The 15,444-nt window shown below is 73.2% G+C and carries 15 protein-coding genes; 2 read left to right on the top strand and 13 right to left on the bottom strand.

Annotated elements, in window-relative coordinates; all coding sequences use genetic code 11:
• Positions 1-4: 4 nt before the first annotated feature.
• From AB0946_RS15590 to aroH, 4 genes are all read right to left on the bottom strand, one after another.
• Positions 5-673 carry a lysophospholipid acyltransferase family protein gene (locus tag AB0946_RS15590; protein ID WP_366761136.1) on the bottom strand — a complete coding sequence of 223 codons (669 nt, stop codon included), beginning with the start codon at positions 671-673 and terminating at the stop codon, positions 5-7.
• Positions 670-1,365 carry a (d)CMP kinase gene (cmk, locus tag AB0946_RS15585; RefSeq protein WP_366761135.1) on the bottom strand — a complete coding sequence of 232 codons (696 nt, stop codon included), beginning with the start codon at positions 1,363-1,365 and terminating at the stop codon, positions 670-672. Before cmk ends, AB0946_RS15590 begins: the two co-directional genes overlap by 4 nt.
• A 99-nt stretch (positions 1,366-1,464) precedes the next feature.
• The gene (locus tag AB0946_RS15580; RefSeq protein ID WP_366761134.1) at positions 1,465-2,550 is read right to left on the bottom strand and encodes a prephenate dehydrogenase; all 1,086 of its coding nucleotides are present in this window, start codon (positions 2,548-2,550) and stop codon (positions 1,465-1,467) included.
• On the bottom strand, positions 2,547-2,909 hold the full coding sequence (gene aroH, locus AB0946_RS15575) for a chorismate mutase (protein WP_366761133.1): 363 nt from the start codon (positions 2,907-2,909) through the stop codon (positions 2,547-2,549). Before aroH ends, AB0946_RS15580 begins: the two co-directional genes overlap by 4 nt.
• 147 nt (positions 2,910-3,056) lie before the next feature.
• On the opposite strand from aroH, the gene AB0946_RS15570 reads away from it, so the two are divergent.
• Together AB0946_RS15570 and AB0946_RS15565 are read left to right on the top strand one after the other, a co-directional pair.
• Positions 3,057-3,515 carry a Rieske (2Fe-2S) protein gene (locus AB0946_RS15570; protein WP_366761131.1) on the top strand — a complete coding sequence of 153 codons (459 nt, stop codon included), beginning with the start codon at positions 3,057-3,059 and terminating at the stop codon, positions 3,513-3,515.
• Positions 3,516-3,538: 23 nt separating this feature from the next.
• Positions 3,539-4,282 (top strand): nucleotidyltransferase domain-containing protein, encoded by a 744-nt coding sequence (locus AB0946_RS15565; protein ID WP_366761130.1) that lies wholly within the window; start codon positions 3,539-3,541, stop codon positions 4,280-4,282.
• On the opposite strand, the gene AB0946_RS15560 is transcribed toward AB0946_RS15565, so the two are convergent.
• The 9 genes from AB0946_RS15560 to AB0946_RS15520 form a co-directional block, all read right to left on the bottom strand.
• Entirely contained in the window at positions 4,208-4,957 is a 750-nt protein-coding gene (locus tag AB0946_RS15560) for a nucleotidyltransferase domain-containing protein (protein ID WP_366761129.1), read from the bottom strand. The genes AB0946_RS15565 and AB0946_RS15560 overlap by 75 nt on opposite strands.
• A gap of 4 nt (positions 4,958-4,961) precedes the next feature.
• Entirely contained in the window at positions 4,962-5,969 is a 1,008-nt protein-coding gene (locus AB0946_RS15555; RefSeq protein WP_366761128.1) for an ADP-ribosylglycohydrolase family protein, read from the bottom strand.
• Positions 5,970-6,032: 63 nt separating this feature from the next.
• On the bottom strand, positions 6,033-7,094 hold the full coding sequence (locus AB0946_RS15550) for a pseudouridine synthase (RefSeq protein ID WP_366761127.1): 1,062 nt from the start codon (positions 7,092-7,094) through the stop codon (positions 6,033-6,035).
• A gap of 13 nt (positions 7,095-7,107) precedes the next feature.
• On the bottom strand, positions 7,108-7,758 hold the full coding sequence (scpB, locus tag AB0946_RS15545) for an SMC-Scp complex subunit ScpB (RefSeq protein ID WP_366761126.1): 651 nt from the start codon (positions 7,756-7,758) through the stop codon (positions 7,108-7,110).
• Entirely contained in the window at positions 7,755-9,089 is a 1,335-nt protein-coding gene (locus AB0946_RS15540; protein ID WP_366761125.1) for a ScpA family protein, read from the bottom strand. The genes scpB and AB0946_RS15540 overlap by 4 nt, the downstream gene beginning before the upstream one ends.
• 18 nt (positions 9,090-9,107) lie before the next feature.
• Complete coding sequence (locus tag AB0946_RS15535; protein ID WP_366761124.1) at positions 9,108-9,644, bottom strand: hypothetical protein; 537 nt, start codon at positions 9,642-9,644, stop codon at positions 9,108-9,110.
• Complete coding sequence (locus AB0946_RS15530) at positions 9,629-10,762, bottom strand: ParA family protein (protein WP_366761123.1); 1,134 nt, start codon at positions 10,760-10,762, stop codon at positions 9,629-9,631. The genes AB0946_RS15535 and AB0946_RS15530 overlap by 16 nt, the downstream gene beginning before the upstream one ends.
• A 379-nt stretch (positions 10,763-11,141) precedes the next feature.
• Positions 11,142-12,266 (bottom strand): alanine dehydrogenase, encoded by a 1,125-nt coding sequence (ald, locus tag AB0946_RS15525; protein WP_366761122.1) that lies wholly within the window; start codon positions 12,264-12,266, stop codon positions 11,142-11,144.
• A gap of 137 nt (positions 12,267-12,403) precedes the next feature.
• Positions 12,404-14,461: a tetratricopeptide repeat protein gene (locus tag AB0946_RS15520; RefSeq protein WP_366761121.1), complete on the bottom strand. Its 2,058-nt coding sequence runs from the start codon at positions 14,459-14,461 to the stop codon at positions 12,404-12,406.
• Positions 14,462-15,444 lie beyond the last annotated feature (983 nt).

The raw sequence follows: 15,444 nt of genomic DNA, 5'->3' as shown, positions 1-15,444 counted from the left end.
TCCACTACTCAAGTGTCGCCCGGCGCCCGGTCAGGCGCCTGGCGTTTTCCAGGTGGCTGGTGAGCTGCTTGCGGATGCGCTCGGTCGCCTCGTCCAGCGCCTTGCGCGTACGCCGCCCGCTGCCGTCGCCCGCCGGGAACGGGTCGCCGAAGACGACGTCGACGCGGGAGCGCAGCGGCGGCAGCGCCTTCACCAGCCGGCCGGGACGCTCCGCGCTTCCCAGGACGGCCACGGGGACGATCGGCGCCCCGCTGCGGACCGCGAAGTAGGCCAGCCCGGCCCGCAGCGCGGCGAAGTCGCCCTCGCCCCGGGTGCCCTCCGGGAAGATGCCCAGCACTCCCCCGGCCGCCAGCACGTCGAGGGCCTGGCCGATCGCGGTGCGGTCGGCGGCGGCACGGTCCACCTTCAGCTGGCCGATGCCGGTCAGGAAGGGGTCCAGCGGGCCGGTGAAGGCTTCCTTCTTGATCAGGAAGTGCGTCGGCCGGGGTGCCACGCCCATGACCATCGGGCCGTCGATGTTGTGGGAGTGGTTCACCGCGAGGATCACCGGTCCGGTGGCCGGCACCTTCCAGGCGCCGAGCACGCGCGGCCGCCACAGCCCGTACATCAGGCCGACGCCGATGCGCCGCCCGATCTCGGCGCCCCGCTCCGACGCGACCGGCGGACGGCTCACTTCCCGGCCCGCTTCTCCTCGACCAGGGTGACGACGCACTCGATGACCTGGGCGAGGGTGAGCTCGGTGGTGTCCACCTCGACGGCGTCGCCGGCCTTGGCGAGCGGCGAGGTCTTGCGGCTGGAGTCGGCGGCGTCCCGCTTGATCAGGGCCTCGCGGGTGGCGTTGACGTCGGCGCCCTTCAGCTCGCCGCTGCGGCGGGCCGCGCGGGCCTCCGGGGAGGCGGTGAGGAAGATCTTCAGGTCGGCGTCCGGCAGGACGGTCGTGCCGATGTCCCGGCCCTCGACCACGATGCCGTTCGCCGCGCCGGCGGCCAGGGAGCGCTGCAGCTCGGTGATGCGGGCGCGCACCTCGGGCACCGCGCTGACCGCGCTGACCTTGGAGGTGACCTCCTGGGTGCGGATCGGGCCGGCCACGTCGACGCCGTCGACCGTGATGGTCGGGGCGGCCGGGTCGGTGCCGGAGACGATCTCCGGCTTGCCGGCGACGGCCGCGATGGCGGTCGGGTCCTCCAGGTCGATGCCGTTGGTCACCATCCACCAGGTGATCGCCCGGTACTGGGCACCGGTGTCCAGGTAGCTGAGGCCGAGCTGTGCGGCCACGGCCTTCGACGTGCTCGACTTGCCCGTGCCGGAGGGACCGTCGATCGCGACGATCACGGGCTTGGCGGTCGGGGCGGCGCCGTTTTCCACGGGAGGGCACCTTCCTGGTGAAGGGTGGGGAGCGGGGTCCGGGGCGCGAGGGCGCCCCGCACAAGGTTACTGGCTCGCGGGAGGCGCCCTCACCGGGTGTTACCGGCGCAGCGCCCAGCCCCGCTCGCGCAGTGCCTCCTCCAGCACGGGCACCGCCTTCGGTTCGACGCTCAGCTGGACCAGACCGGCCTGCTGCCCCGTCGCGTGCTCGATCCGGACGTCCTCGATGTTGACCCCCGCCCTGCCCGCGTCGGCGAAGATGCGGGCCAGCTGGCCGGGCTGGTCGTCGATGAGGACGACGACGGTCTCGTACGCGCGCGGGGCGCTGCCGTGCTTGCCGGGTACCCGCACCTGGCCCGCGTTCCCACGGCGCAGCACGTCCTCGATCCCGGCGGTGCCCTCGCCGCGCTTGGCCTCGTCGGCGGACTGCAGGGCGCGCAGTGCCCGGACCGTCTCGTCCAGGTCGGCGGCGACGTCGGAGAGCAGGTCGGCGACCGGTCCCGGGTTCGCGGACAGGATGTCGATCCACATGCCCGGGTCGGAGGCGGCGATCCGGGTCACGTCCCGGATGCCCTGCCCGCACAGCCGTACGGCGGCCTCCTCGGCGTGCTCCAGACGCGCGGCGACCATGTTGGACACCAGGTGGGGCATGTGGGAGACGAGGGCGACGGCGCGGTCGTGGGCGTCGGCATCCATGACGACCGGGACGGCCCGGCAGTGCGAGACCAGTTCCAGGGCGAGGTTGAGCACCTCGGTGTCGGTGTCCCGGGTCGGGGTGAGCACCCAGGGGCGGCCCTCGAAGAGGTCGCCGGTGGCGGCCAGCGGGCCGGACTTCTCGCGGCCGGACATGGGGTGCGTGCCGATGTACGCGGCGAGGTCCAGGCCGAGCGCCTCCAGTTCGCGGCGGGGGCCGCCCTTGACGCTGGCGACGTCCACGTAGCCGCGGGCCACGCCCCGGCGCATGGCGTCGGCGAGGACGCGGGCCACGTGGGCAGGCGGGGCCGCCACGATCGCCAGGTCGACCGGGCGCTCGGGGGCCTGGTCGGTGCCGGCGCCCAGCGCGGCGGCCGTGCGGGCCTGCTCGGGGTCGTGGTCGGCGAGGTGGACGGTGACACCGCGCTGGGTGAGGGCCAGGGCGGCGGAGGTGCCGATGAGGCCGGTTCCGATGACGAGTGCGGTTCTCACTGGGCGATGTCCTTGCGCAGGGCCGCGGCGGCGCCGAGGTAGACGTGGGCGATGTCGGCGCGGGGCTTGTCCGACTCGATGTGCGCGAGGAGCCGCACGACGCGGGGCATGGCGCCCTCGACGTCCAGTTCCTGCGCGCAGATGAGGGGGACGTCCACGATGCCGAGCTTGCGGGCGGCGGCGGCCGGGAAGTCGCTGTGCAGGTCGGGGGTGGCCGTGAACCAGATGCTGATCAGGTCGGCGGCGGTCAGCCCGTTCCGCTCCAGGACGGCGGTGAGCAGGGCCCCTACCCGCTCCTCCATGTGACCGGCCTCGTCCCGCTCCAGTTGGACGGCCCCCCGGACCGCTCGTACCGCCACGGCGCTGCTCCTCGCTGACGTGCGTGTTCCGTTCTTGGTCCGTCCAGCGTAGTCAGCCCGCGCGGGACGGGCGCGCGCCGCTCGCTCGCTGAGACGATGCGAGAGTTCCGGTATCCACCGATACGCACGTCTGTACGGAGGTCTGACATGCCCCAGCCAGCGACACGGCGGACGGTCATCGCCACGGGCGCCGGTGCGCTCGCCCTGGGTTGTGTGGGGTGCGGCGGCAAGGAGGGCGGTGGGGCCACGTCGGCCTCGCGGTCGGCGTCGGCCCCGGCTTCGGCGCCGGCGTCGTCCCCGGAGGGGGCCGGCGCGGGCGGGAAGGCGCTGGCGAGGACGAGCGACATCCCGGAGGGCGGCGGCAAGGTGTTCAAGGAGGAGAAGGTGGTGGTCACCCAGCCGAAGAAGGGTGACTTCAAGGCCTTCTCGGCGATCTGCACGCACCAGGGCTGCACGGTGAACACGGTGGCGGACGGCACCATCGACTGCCCCTGTCACGGCAGCAGGTTCCGCATCGCCGACGGCTCGGTGGCCCACGGCCCCGCGACCAGGCCGCTGCCCAGGCGGTCGATCGAGGTGGAGGGGAAATCCATCCGCCTGACCTGAGGGTCGCCGCGTACGCTCCGGGGATGCGGCCCGAGGATCTCGTACGCGACCACACGGTCTACGCCTGTGTCATGGGCTCCCGCGCCTTCGGTCTGGCGACGGACGCCAGCGACACCGACCGGCGCGGGGTGTTCCTCGCCCCGACCCCGCTGTTCTGGCGGTTCGACAAGCCGCCGACGCATGTGGAGGGGCCGGGCGAGGAGCGGTTCTCCTGGGAGCTGGAGCGGTTCTGCGAGCTGGCGCTGCGCGGCAACCCGAACATCCTGGAGTGCCTGCACTCCCCGCTGGTGGAGTACGTGGACGGCACCGGCCGCGAGCTGCTGTCCCTGCGCGGCGCCTTCCTGTCCCGGCAGGCGTACGGCACCTTCACGCGGTACGCCCTCGGCCAGCGCAGGAAGCTCGACGCCGACGTCCGCACGACGGGCGCCCCGCGCTGGAAGCACGCGATGCACCTGCTGCGCCTGCTGATGAGCGCACGGGACCTGCTGCGCACCGGCGAGCTGCGGATCGACGTCGGTGAGCAGCGCGGGCGCCTGCTGGCGGTGAAGCACGGCGAGGTGCCGTGGGCGCGGGTGGAGGCGTGGATGGTCCGGCTGGCCGACGAGGCCGAGGAGGCCCTGCCGGGCAGCCCGCTGCCGCCGGAGCCGGACCACGCGCGCGTGGCCGCGTTCCTCCACCGGGTGCGCCGGGCCTCAGCCCTTGAGGCGGAGCCGGACCACCAGGTCGTGCAGGGCGTCCTGGGCACCGCCCGCGTCGGGCAGGACTGAACCGGCCTGCGCCTCGTCCAGCACGGTGTGCAGCCGCTCCACGTCGGCCTCCACGCGCGCGTGGTCGACGTCGGCCTTGCCGTGCTCCCGCTCCCGCTTGGCGGCGATCAGCTCGGGCAGGTAGCCGGGGCCGCCCATGTCGTCCAGCAGCGTGGGCAGATGGGCCTGGACCTCGCCGCTGCGCATGAGGTGGATGCCGGTGAGCAGCACGCGGAAGGTGTAGAGCAGCGGCTTGAGTTCGCCGGTCTTCTCGAAAAGCCGCCACTGGGTCACCGCGAACCCCCGGTAGTGGTGGGCGTGGTGGGCGGTGAGGACACCGGGGGCCAGGGCGGCCAGCTCCCGGTGCGCCTCCGAGGTGTGCACGACCAGGGGCGAGAGCAGCTGCTCCAGTACGTAGCCGTTGCGGCGGAGCATCAGCCGTACGAACTTGCGCAGGTCGTGGGTGACCAGGTCCAGTTCGACGCCGTAGTGGACCCAGGTCCGCGAGCGGGTCTCCTCCGGCTCGCGCAGCCCGACGAGGTCGGCGGCGGGCAGCAGGTGGACGCCCCGCAGGTCCACGTCGGAGTCCTGCGAGGGGAACCCGTACAGGTGGGCCCCGGAGACGGTGGCGAACAGCAGGGGGTCGGGCTGTTCCGCGACCACCGGGGTCAGGTCCAGGTCGAGATCGTCGATCATGGGCTCAAGCGTCCCAGAGCGCTCCCAGGGCCAACAGGTCCCCCCGGTACTCGATCCGCTCCGCCCAGTCGGCGGGCCAGGCCCCGGCGCCCAGCCAGGCGCCCGCGAAGGCGCCGGTGAGGCAGGCGATGGAGTCGGAGTCGCCGGCCGTGCAGGCGGCCCGGCGCAGGGCGGTGACGGGCTCGTCGGGGAAGAGCAGGAAGCACAGCAGCCCGGTCGCGAGGGCCTCCTCGGCGATCCAGCCCTCGCCGGTGGCCAGGCACGGATCGGTCTCCGGGGAGACGGTCCGTACGGCCGCCTGGAGCCGGCCGAGGATCTCCAGGCACTCGTCCCAGCCGCGCGCGATGAACTGCTCGGGGCCCGGGTCCTGCGCGCGGGTCCACAGGTCGCCGAGCCAGGCGTGGTGGTAGCGGGTGCGGTTCTCGAGGGCGTAGGAGCGCAGCTGCCCGACCAGTCCGGCCGGGTCGGTGCCCCGGGCGAGCAGGTGGACGGCGTGGGCGGTGAGGTCGGAGGCGGCCAGTGCGGTGGGGTGGCCGTGGGTGAGCGCGGCCTGGAACTGGGCGGCGCCGGCGCGCTGTTCGCCACTCAGGCCCGGCGCGAGCCCGATCGGGGCGACCCGCATGTTGGCGCCGCAGCCCTTGGAGCCGGTCTGGCTGGCGTCCTGCCAGGCGCGGCCCTCCGCCTTGAGCAGATGGCAGGCGGTCAGGCAGGTGTTGCCCGGGGCCCGGTTGTTCTCGGGCGACTGGTACCAGTCCACGAACTCCTCGCGCAGGGGCCGTTCCAGACGCTTCGGCGCGAGGGGGCCGCGTTCGAGGGCGGTGGCGAGCGCGCGGCCGACGGCGAGGGTCATCTGGGTGTCGTCGGAGACCCGGGCGCGCTCCGGCAGCCGCATCTCCCGCCACGGCCCGGACATCGAGAGGATCAGCGGCACGGTCTTGAACTCGGCCGGGTAGCCGAGGGCGTCCCCGAGGGCGAGACCGAGGAGTGCCCCGGTCGCCGGCTGTCTGGGCATATGCGTCGTCCCCCTTTATCGTCATCATGACAATAAAGGGGGACGGTGATCACGGCAAGGCGCTTAGAGGTCGACTTCCTTCATCAGCATGCCGACCTCGGTGTTGGACAGACGGCGCAGCCAGCCCGACTTCTGGTCGCCCAGGGTGATCGGGCCGAAGGCGGTGCGCACCAGCTTGTCGACCGGGAAGCCCGCCTCGGCCAGCATGCGGCGCACGATGTGCTTGCGGCCCTCGTGCAGGGTCACCTCGACCAGGTAGTTCTTGCCGGTCTGCTCGACCACGCGGAAGTGGTCCGCGCGCGCGTAGCCGTCCTCCAGCTGGATGCCGTCCTTCAGCCGCTTGCCCAGGTCGCGCGGGATCGGGCCGACGATGTGCGCGAGGTAGGTCTTCTTCACGCCGTACTTGGGGTGCGTGAGGCGGTGGGCCAGCTCGCCGTGGTTGGTGAGCAGGATGACGCCCTCGGTCTCGGTGTCCAGCCGGCCGACGTGGAAGAGCCGGGTCTCGCGGTTGGTGACGTAGTCACCGAGGCACTGCCGGCCCTCCGGGTCCTCCATGGTGGAGACCACGCCCGCGGGCTTGTTCAGCGAGAAGAACTGGTACGACTGGGTCGCGACCGTCAGGCCGTCGACCTTGACCTCGTCCTTCTCCGGGTCGACCCGCTTGCCCTGCTCGGTGACGATCTCGCCGTTCACCTCGACCCGGGCCTGCTCGATCAGCTCCTCGCAGGCGCGCCGCGACCCGTAGCCCGCGCGGGCGAGGACCTTCTGCAGCCGCTCGCCCTCCTGCTCGGCGCCCGGGAAGGTCTTGGGCAGCTTGATGTCCTTCTTGCCGGCGTACCGCTCCCGGTTGCGCTCCTCGACCCGCGTCTCGTACTCGCGGGAGCGCGACGGGGCCGTACGGCCGTCCTGCTGGGACCGCTTCGGGCCGCCCTTGGCCCCTCCCCGCGCGGCACCGCCGCGCCCGGCCTTGGGGCCGTCCTTGGTGGCCCCCGGGCCCACGTCGTAGCGGCGCTCCTCGGGGCGGGGCTTGCGGGGCCGGCCCTGCCCCTGCTTCTGGTCCCTGTCGTTGCCTGCGCCGCGGTAGTTACCGCGCCCGCCGCTCTTGCCGCTGCCGCTGCTTCGCATCAAGGTTTCCGTCTTAGTCGTCTGCGTCCTGACCGCCGGGCGCGTCGGGCGCGTCCGGGTCGAACGACGGCACCCCCTCCTGGGTCTCGGCCTCGATCGCCTCCGCCTCCGGGAGGAAGGGCGCGAGCTCCGGGAGTTCGTCCAGGCCGCGCAGGCCCATCCGCTCCAGGAAGTAGTTCGTCGTCCTGTACAGGATCGCACCTGTTTCGGGTTCCGTGCCCGCCTCCTCGACCAGACCGCGCTGGAGGAGGGTGCGCATCACGCCGTCACAGTTCACCCCGCGCACGGCGGAGACCCGGCTGCGGCTGACCGGCTGGCGGTAGGCGACGACCGCCAGGGTCTCCAGGGCGGCCTGGGTGAGCCGGGCGGTCTGGCCGTCCAGGACCAGCCGCTCGACGGCGGGCGCGTAGGCGGCACGGGTGTAGAAGCGCCAGCCGCCGGCGACGAACCGCAGCTCGAAGCCGCGGCCCTGCACGGTGTACTCGTCGGCCAGCTCGCGCAGGGCGTCCGCGATCTGCCGCTTGGGACGCTCCAGGATCTTCGCCAGGTGCTCCTCGGTCGCGGGCTCGTCCACGACCATGAGCATCGCCTCCAGGGCGGGCTTGAGGTCGAGGTCGGCGACGGTCCGCAGCCCGGCCGGGACCTCGGCGGTCTGCTCACTCACGGCTTCTCCTCCTCCTTGGGCGGCTCGGGCGGCCGGTCGAACTCGTCGGTGACCCTGGGCGTCGCGTCCGTGTCCCCGCCGGTCCAGCGCACGGTCAGCTCCCCCAGCGCGGCCTCCTGCTCCAGGGCCACGGCCTTCTCCCGGTACAGCTCCAGCAGGGCGAGGAACCGCGCCACGACGGTGAGCGTGTCGTCGGTGTCCTCGATCAGCGCCCGGAAGCTGGCCTCGCCCAGCTCGCGCAGCCGGGCGACCACGATCCCCGCCTGCTCCTGCACGCTGACCAGCGGGGCGTGGATGTGGTCGACGTAGACCTGCGGTCTGGGCCTCGGCTGCATGGCCTTGACGGCGAGCCTGGCGAAGCCCTCGGGGCCGATGCTGATGACGACCTCGGGCAGCAGTTCGGCGTGCTGCGGTTCGAGGCCGACGGTACGGGGCCGGCGCCGGGCCTCGTCGTCGAGCCGCCGGTCGAAGATGTCGGCGATCTGCTTGTAGGCGCGGTACTGCAGCAGCCGGGCGAACAGCAGGTCCCGGGCCTCCAGCAGGGCCAGGTCGGCCTCGTCCTCCACCTCCGCGGCGGGCAGCAGCCGGGCGGCCTTCAGGTCGAGCAGCGTGGCCGCGACGACCAGGAACTCCGTGGTCTGGTCCAGGTCCCAGTCGGCCCCCATGGCCCGGATGTGCGCCATGAACTCGTCGGTGACCTTGGACAGGGCGACCTCGGTGACGTCCAGCTTGTGCTTGGAGATCAGCTGGAGGAGCAGGTCGAAGGGGCCCTCGAAGTTCGCGAGGCGGACGGTGAAGACGCCGTCGGAAACGGGCTCGGACTCGGCGGACTCGGGTACGGGCTCCGGCTCGGGCTCGGCGGGTTCCGGTGCGGGCTTCGGCTCCGGCTCCGGCAGCTCCGGTGCGGGCTCCGGCGACTCCGGCTCGGGCAGCTCCGGCTCGGCGGGTTCCGGTACGGGCTCCGGCTCCGGCTCCGGCGACTCCGGCTCGGGCAGCTCCGGCTCGGCGGGTTCCGATGCGGGCTTCGGCTTCGGCTCCGGCAGCTCCGGTGCGGGCTCCGGCGACTCCGGCTCGGCGGGTTCCGGTGCGGGCTCCGGCTCCGGCTCCGGCAGCTCCGGTGCGGGCTTCGGCTTCGGCTCCGGCAGCTCCGGTGCGGGCTCCGGCGACTCCGGCTCGGGCAGCTCCGGCTCGGCGGGTTCCGGTGCGGGCTTCGGCTCCGGCTCGGGCAGCCCCCGTCCGGGAGCCTCGTCCGGCACGGTTCCCGGCCCTCGCCCCAGCGCACGCCGACGACCGGCGGATGCGCCGGGGGCAGGGGCTCCATACGAGGTCATAGCCCCCGCAGGCTACCGCTACCGCCCGCGCAGCCGGCGCACGAGGATGCTCGCGTCCCCACGGGACTCCAGGTCAGCCAGGACCACGGCCACCGCCTCGCGGACGATCCGGCCGCGGTCCACCGCGAGCCCGTGCTCGCCGCGGAGCACCAGCCGCGCGTGCTCCAGGTCCATCAGCTCCTCGGCGGAGACGTAGACGGTGATCTTCTCGTCGTGCCGCTCGCGCCCGCTGGGCCGCCGGGCCGCCGCCCGTCCGCGCTTGCGCGGTTGCGCGGCAGAACCTTCCTGCGCCGCCTGCCGGCGTGCCGGGCGGGTGCGGGACTCGCCGGACTCGGCCTCCGCCGCCACGTGCTCCGCGCCCTCTCCGTCACCGCTCTGGACGGGTACCGACTGCGGTACGTCCTCGGCGGCGGCCGCCTCGTCGCTCTCCCCCGCGGGAGCCGGCACCCGGGCCTCGCCGTTGGCCGCGCGGCGGGGCGTGGACGGCTGGAGCGCCATCCCCCCGGTCGTGCGGAACAGTTCGTCGGCCCCGGGCAGACTCACTCGGCGTGACACCGGGCGAGCACCTCCCTGGCGAGCTGGCGGTAGGCGGCGGCACCGACGGAGTTGGAGGCGTACGTGGTGATCGGCTCACCGGCGACCGTGGTCTCCGGGAAGCGGACCGTGCGGCCGATGACCGTGTGGTAGACGTGGTCGTCGAACGCCTCGACGACACGCGCGAGCACCTCACGGCTGTGCACGGTGCGCGAGTCGTACATCGTGGCGAGGATGCCGTCGAGCTCCAGCTCCGGGTTGAGCCGCTCCTGGACCTTCTCGATGGTCTCGGTCAGCAGGGCCACACCGCGCAGGGCGAAGAACTCGCACTCCAGCGGCACGATCACCTTGTGCGCGGCTGTCAGCGCGTTGACGGTGAGCAGGCCGAGCGAGGGCTGGCAGTCGATGACGATGTAGTCGTAGTCGGGCAGCAGCGGCTTCAGGGCGCGCTGGAGCGTCGACTCGCGCGCGACCTCGGAGACCAGCTGGACCTCGGCGGCCGACAGGTCGATGTTGGACGGCAGCAGGTCCATGTTGGGGACCGCCGTCTTCAGCAGGACCTCGTCCGCGGACATGCCCCGCTCCATGAGCAGGTTGTAGACGGTGAGGTCCAGCTCCATCGGGTTGACGCCGAGACCGACCGACAGCGCGCCCTGCGGGTCGAAGTCCACGAGCAGCACGCGCCGGCCGTACTCCGCGAGCGCGGCACCCAGGTTGATGGTCGACGTCGTCTTGCCGACGCCGCCCTTCTGGTTGCACATCGCGATGATCGTCGCGGGGCCGTGGTCGGTCAGCGGGCCCGGGATCGGGAAGTACGGCAGCGGGCGTCCGGTCGGGCCGATGCGCTCACGGCGCTGGCGGGCCGCGTCGGGCGCGAGCGTGGCCGCGTACTCGGGATCGGGCTCGTACTCGGCGTCGGGGTCGTAGAAGTGCCCCTCGGGCAGTTCGTCGTAGTCGGCGAAGTGGTTGTGGGGCGCGCCACTTCCGTCGCCGGCCATGGCGTTCACGTGATGGCCATCCATGCTCTGGTGTGCTGTCCCGGCCGCCTGCGGACCGGAACTCTGGTGGGCTGCGAAGGTGCGCACAGCTACGGAGCCGACAGCCTCGAATCCCGCGGGGCCCTGGCCCCCTGCGGGCATTCCTGGTCGACCACCCCCGGGAGAAAATGTCGACTCATTCACAAGTCGTCTTACCTCCTTGGTGACCAGGAAACTTCTAGACAAGGTCAGCGTGGCACCATGCCGACGGTTGGCGACTCTATGGCGTGTCGGGCGTCCGCAGCAACACAATCCGCCGGACCCGGCAGGATGTGTCGGCAATGAAACATCCCTCTGTCAAGGGCGTACGGCCGTCGCACAGCAGGTTTCACCGGTGTGCGAATCGGTCGAAGGGTTACGTTCGAGGCGAGTTGACCGAGAGCCGCAAAGTGACCATACACACACCCGGCCGGACCTTGTCGGGCAAGGTCCGGCCGGGTGCGCGCTGTTGACGAGCCGTGTTGACGAATCGCCTTTTGGCTCAGCCGAGAAGGCTCTCCAGCTCGACGTGGTCCAGGCCGTGAGCCTCGGCGACCTCCTTGTAAACCACCTTGCCGTCATGGGTGTTGAGGCCCTTGGCGAGCGCGGGGTCGCGGCGCAGCGCCTCCACCCAGCCGTTGTTGGCCACGGAGACGATGTACGGCAGCGTCGCGTTGGTGAGGGCGTTGGTGGAGGTGTTGGGCACCGCGCCCGGCATGTTGGCGACGCAGTAGAAGACCGAGTTGTGGACCCGGAAGGTCGGCTCGGCGTGCGTGGTGGGGCGGGAGTCCTCGAAGCAGCCGCCCTGGTCGATCGCGATGTCGACAAGGACACTTCCCGGCTTCATCCGGGACACCATCTCGTTGGTCACCAGCTTCGGGGCCTTGGCGCCCGGGATGAGGACCGCGCCGATGACGAGGTCGGCGTCGAGGACGGCCTTCTCCAGCTCGAAGGCGTTGGACATGATCGCCTTGACCTTCGTGCCGAAGATCCGGTCGGCCTCGCGCAGCTTGTTGATGTCGCGGTCGAGCAGGGTCACCTCGAAGCCCATGCCGATGGCCACCTGGGTGGCGTTCCAGCCGGAGACACCGCCGCCGATGACCACGGCCTTGGCCGGGGTCACGCCCGGGACGCCGCCCGGCAGCACGCCGCGGCCGCCGGCCGCGCGCATCAGGTGGTAGGCGCCGACCTGCGGGGCCAGCCGGCCCGCGACCTCGGACATCGGGGCGAGCAGCGGCAGGGCGCGGTTCGGCAGCTCGACGGTCTCGTAGGCGATGGCGGTGGTGCCGGACTCGATCAGCGCGTCCGTGCACTCCTTGGAGGCGGCCAGGTGCAGGTAGGTGAAGAGGATCTGGTCCTTGCGCAGCCGGTGGTACTCCTCGGCGATGGGCTCCTTGACCTTCAGCAGCAGGTCGGCGGCGGCCCACACCTCGTCGGCCGTGTCGAGGATGGCGGCACCGGCGGAGGCGTACTCCTCGTCCGTGATGGAGGAGCCGAGGCCGGCGCCCCGCTCGACGACGACCTGGTGGCCGTTGCGCACCAGCTCGTGCACACCGGCGGGGGTGATGGCCACCCGGAACTCGTTGTTCTTGACCTCGCGGGGGATGCCGACCTTCACGTCGATCACGGTCCTTGGCTCAGAGGGTAGGGGGGTGCATTACAGACGTACCCAGACATGCGGGGGCATACCGGGAGACACCGCAGGAGAACGAGCGGCAGAGCCAGTTTAATGAAGGTGTTCCGGCTGTCTAGCCTTCCATTGCATCAATCTTCGCTGGACACACTACGGATTTCGCAGGCGTTAGCGCCGTGTTCCGGCCCTGCGTCCTCTTCCGGTGCCTCCTCACCCAGCATGCGCTCGGCCGCTGCGCGGTGCAGGCGGGCGGACGCGGGGTCGCCCAGCCGGTCCAGGGTGTCGGCGAGCCGCAGCTGGAGTGCGGCCTGCAACCGGGCGTCCTCGGCGCGCCGCGCCCACTCCACGGCCTCCTGGCAGGTGCGCAGCGACTCCTCGGGCCGCCCCGCGTACTCCTGCACCCGGGCGATCTCGCTCAACGCCCGCGCGCTGGCGGCGACATCGCCGCTCCTGCGGTAGCCGGCGAGGGCGGCCCGCCAGTTCCGCAGCGCCTCCCCGTACCGGCCGGCGTAGGTGTGGGCGGTGCCGATGCGGCCGTACAGCCGGGCCGCCTCCGGGTGCTCCCCCCGGGCCAGCCGTTCGGCCAGCGCCCGGCCGAACCAGTCGGCGGCCCGGTCGTGGTCCCCCAGCTCCTGGTACGCGCCGCCTACGGATTCCATCGCGCGGCCGGTCGCGTACGGGTCGTTCGCCTCGCGTCCGGCGTCCAGGGCGGCCCGGTAGCGGACCAGCGCCTCCCGGGTCCGGCCGGTCTGCGCGTCCAGGTCCCCCAGGTTCAGCAGGGCCGCGGCCTTCTCCCGGGGCAGCCCGCGCCGCTCGGCGACGTCCAGGACGAGGCCGTGCAGGCCGTACAGGTCGGGGGCGGCGGCCTGCGTGCCGACGTGCGCGGCCAGGGCCCTGACCAGCTGGGACATCAGTCGCCTGGCGAGGGTGTCCAGCTCGCCGTCGGCCACCGCCAGGCGCGCGGACGCCAGCAGGGCGGACCGCCGGGTGCGCAGCCAGTCGGCGGCGGCCCGCGGGGTCGGGAAGCGCAGCGCGGGGGGCAGGCCGCTCAGCTTCTCCCGCGCCTGCGGGCTGTCGGTCTCGGTGATCGCCCGGCAGGACTGCAGCAGCCGTACCGTCCGCTCCAGCATCCGGGCCCGGGCCAGCTGCAACTCGGCGGGCCGCTCCTGGGTCTCGGCCAGGGCGCGCAGCAGCGGATGCAGACAGCCGGGGACCTCGTACTGGGGCAGCGGAGTGTCCAGCGCGCGCAGCAGGCCGAGGGCGACGAGGTCGTCCAGGGTGGTGCGGGCGGCGTCGACCGAGCAGCCGGCGAGCGCGGAGGCGGTGTGCGGGTCGGCCAGGCCGGCCGGGGCGAGGCAGAGCAGTCGCAGTATGCGGGCGGCCGGTCCGGGCAACTGGTCGTACACGAGCCGGAAGACCCGGGACAGCGGGGTGCCGTCGCCGGCGTCGGTGTGCAGCCGTTTGGTGAGGTCGGAGACGGCGGTCTGGGGGCGGGCGGCGAGCCAGCCGCCGGCCAGCACCAGCGCGGCCGGGTGGCCCTGGCAGGCCTCGACCAGGCTCTCCGCCGAGCGCGGGTCGACGGTGACGCGGACGGAGCCGGCGTAGCCGGTGAGCAGTTCCACCGCGGATTTGGTGTCCAGGCCGCCGATCGTGCAGGGGCGGACGTCCGCGATGCCGGTGAGCGGGCCCCCGGAGACCGCCACCACCAGGCAGTCCGGGGCGTCCGGGAGCAGCGCGTCGACCTGCTCGGCGCCGGCCGCGTCGTCCAGCAGGAGCAGCATCCGCCGGCCGGCCAGGGCGGTGCGCAGGGCCGCGGTCAGGTCGTCCTCGGCGGCTCCGGCGGGGGCGGGCAGCTCCAGTGCGGCGAGCAGGTCGCGGGCGGCCTGCTCGACGGGTACCGGGGTGCCGCCGGGCTCGCTGAGCCGGGCCCGCAGCACCCCGTCGGGGTAGCGGCCGGCGACCTGCCGGACGAGCTGCTCGGCGAGGCTGGTCCGGCCGGAACCGGGGCGTCCGGCGATCAGGAGCACGCGCGCGCGGGGGGCCTTGCGGCCGGAGAGGGTGTCCAGTCCGGCGCGCTCGATGTCGGCGCGCAGCTCCTTCAACTCCCGCGTCCGGCCCAGGAATCGGTCCTCCCTGGCCGGGTGCGCGGTCCGCTCCGCACCGTCTGGGTCCACCGCCTGATCCGTCACGGGCCACACTCCCGTCCCACCGCACGCGCAAGCCCGCCGGTGTCTTCCGATGCGGGCGTTGAAGAGCCTAGTTCACGCTCTGCGACGTTCCCGGAAGAGCGCGGCGGCGGGATCGCCCGATCGGATCAGGCGATCGTCACACCGACAGCCCGAACGGGCCCGGCCGGGGGCGGCCCGGGTCCCCGGGGCGGGGCAGGGACGGGTCCCGCCCCCGAACGAGCCCGGCCGGATCCGGGAGGGGGCGGGCCGGATCCCGGAGGAGCGGGTCACGTCCTGGACCCCGGAGGGGGCGGGAGGGGGGCCCTGGACGGGCCGGGTCAGGTCCGGCAGGCGACGGGTCAGTTCCCGGACGGGACGGGTCAGGTCCCGAAGCGGACGGGTCAGGTCCCGAACGGGCCAGGTCGCGTCCCCGACAGGCCGGACCGAGCCCCAAACAGGCAGGACCAGGTCTCGGGCGGGCCGGGCCCACCCAGGCAGGGTCGGCTCCCAAAGGGGCCGGGTCAGGTCCCGAACGGGGTCAGGCCGGGTCCCGGAGGCGCCGGTTCGCATCCCAGACGGGCCGGGCCAAGCCCCGGACGGAGTCAGGTCGCGTCCCCGGCGCGCCGACCACGTCCCAGACAGGCCGGGCCAGACCCCGCGCGGGATCGGTTCGTCCCAGACGCGCCGGTCACCTTCCAGACGAGCCCGGTCGGGTCCGGACGGGTCCGGCCCCGGACAGGCCGGCCAGGCTCGCGGCGGGGCGGGTCGGGTCCCAGTCGCGCCGGTCACGTCCCAGGCGGGCCGGGGAGCCTCCCAAGGCGGGCCAAGCCGAGCCCCCCACGAGACGGCGCTCGCGTGCCTGTGCCAGGCCAGGCCCCAGCCGAGCCGAGCCGAGCCGCATCCCGGACAGGCCGGGCCAGGCCCCAGAGGAGACGGCCGCTCGCCGTACCGAACAGGCCGGGCCGGGCCCCGCACGACCGGGCCGAGCCGCACCCCGGACAGGC

It is taken from the genome of Streptomyces sp. NPDC046870, from assembly GCF_040704595.1.
Classification (GTDB): Bacteria; Actinomycetota; Actinomycetes; order Streptomycetales; family Streptomycetaceae; genus Streptomyces; species Streptomyces argyrophylli.
The sequence above is the reverse complement of the archived record's forward strand: the minus strand, read 5'-3'. Positions and strand labels throughout refer to the sequence as shown.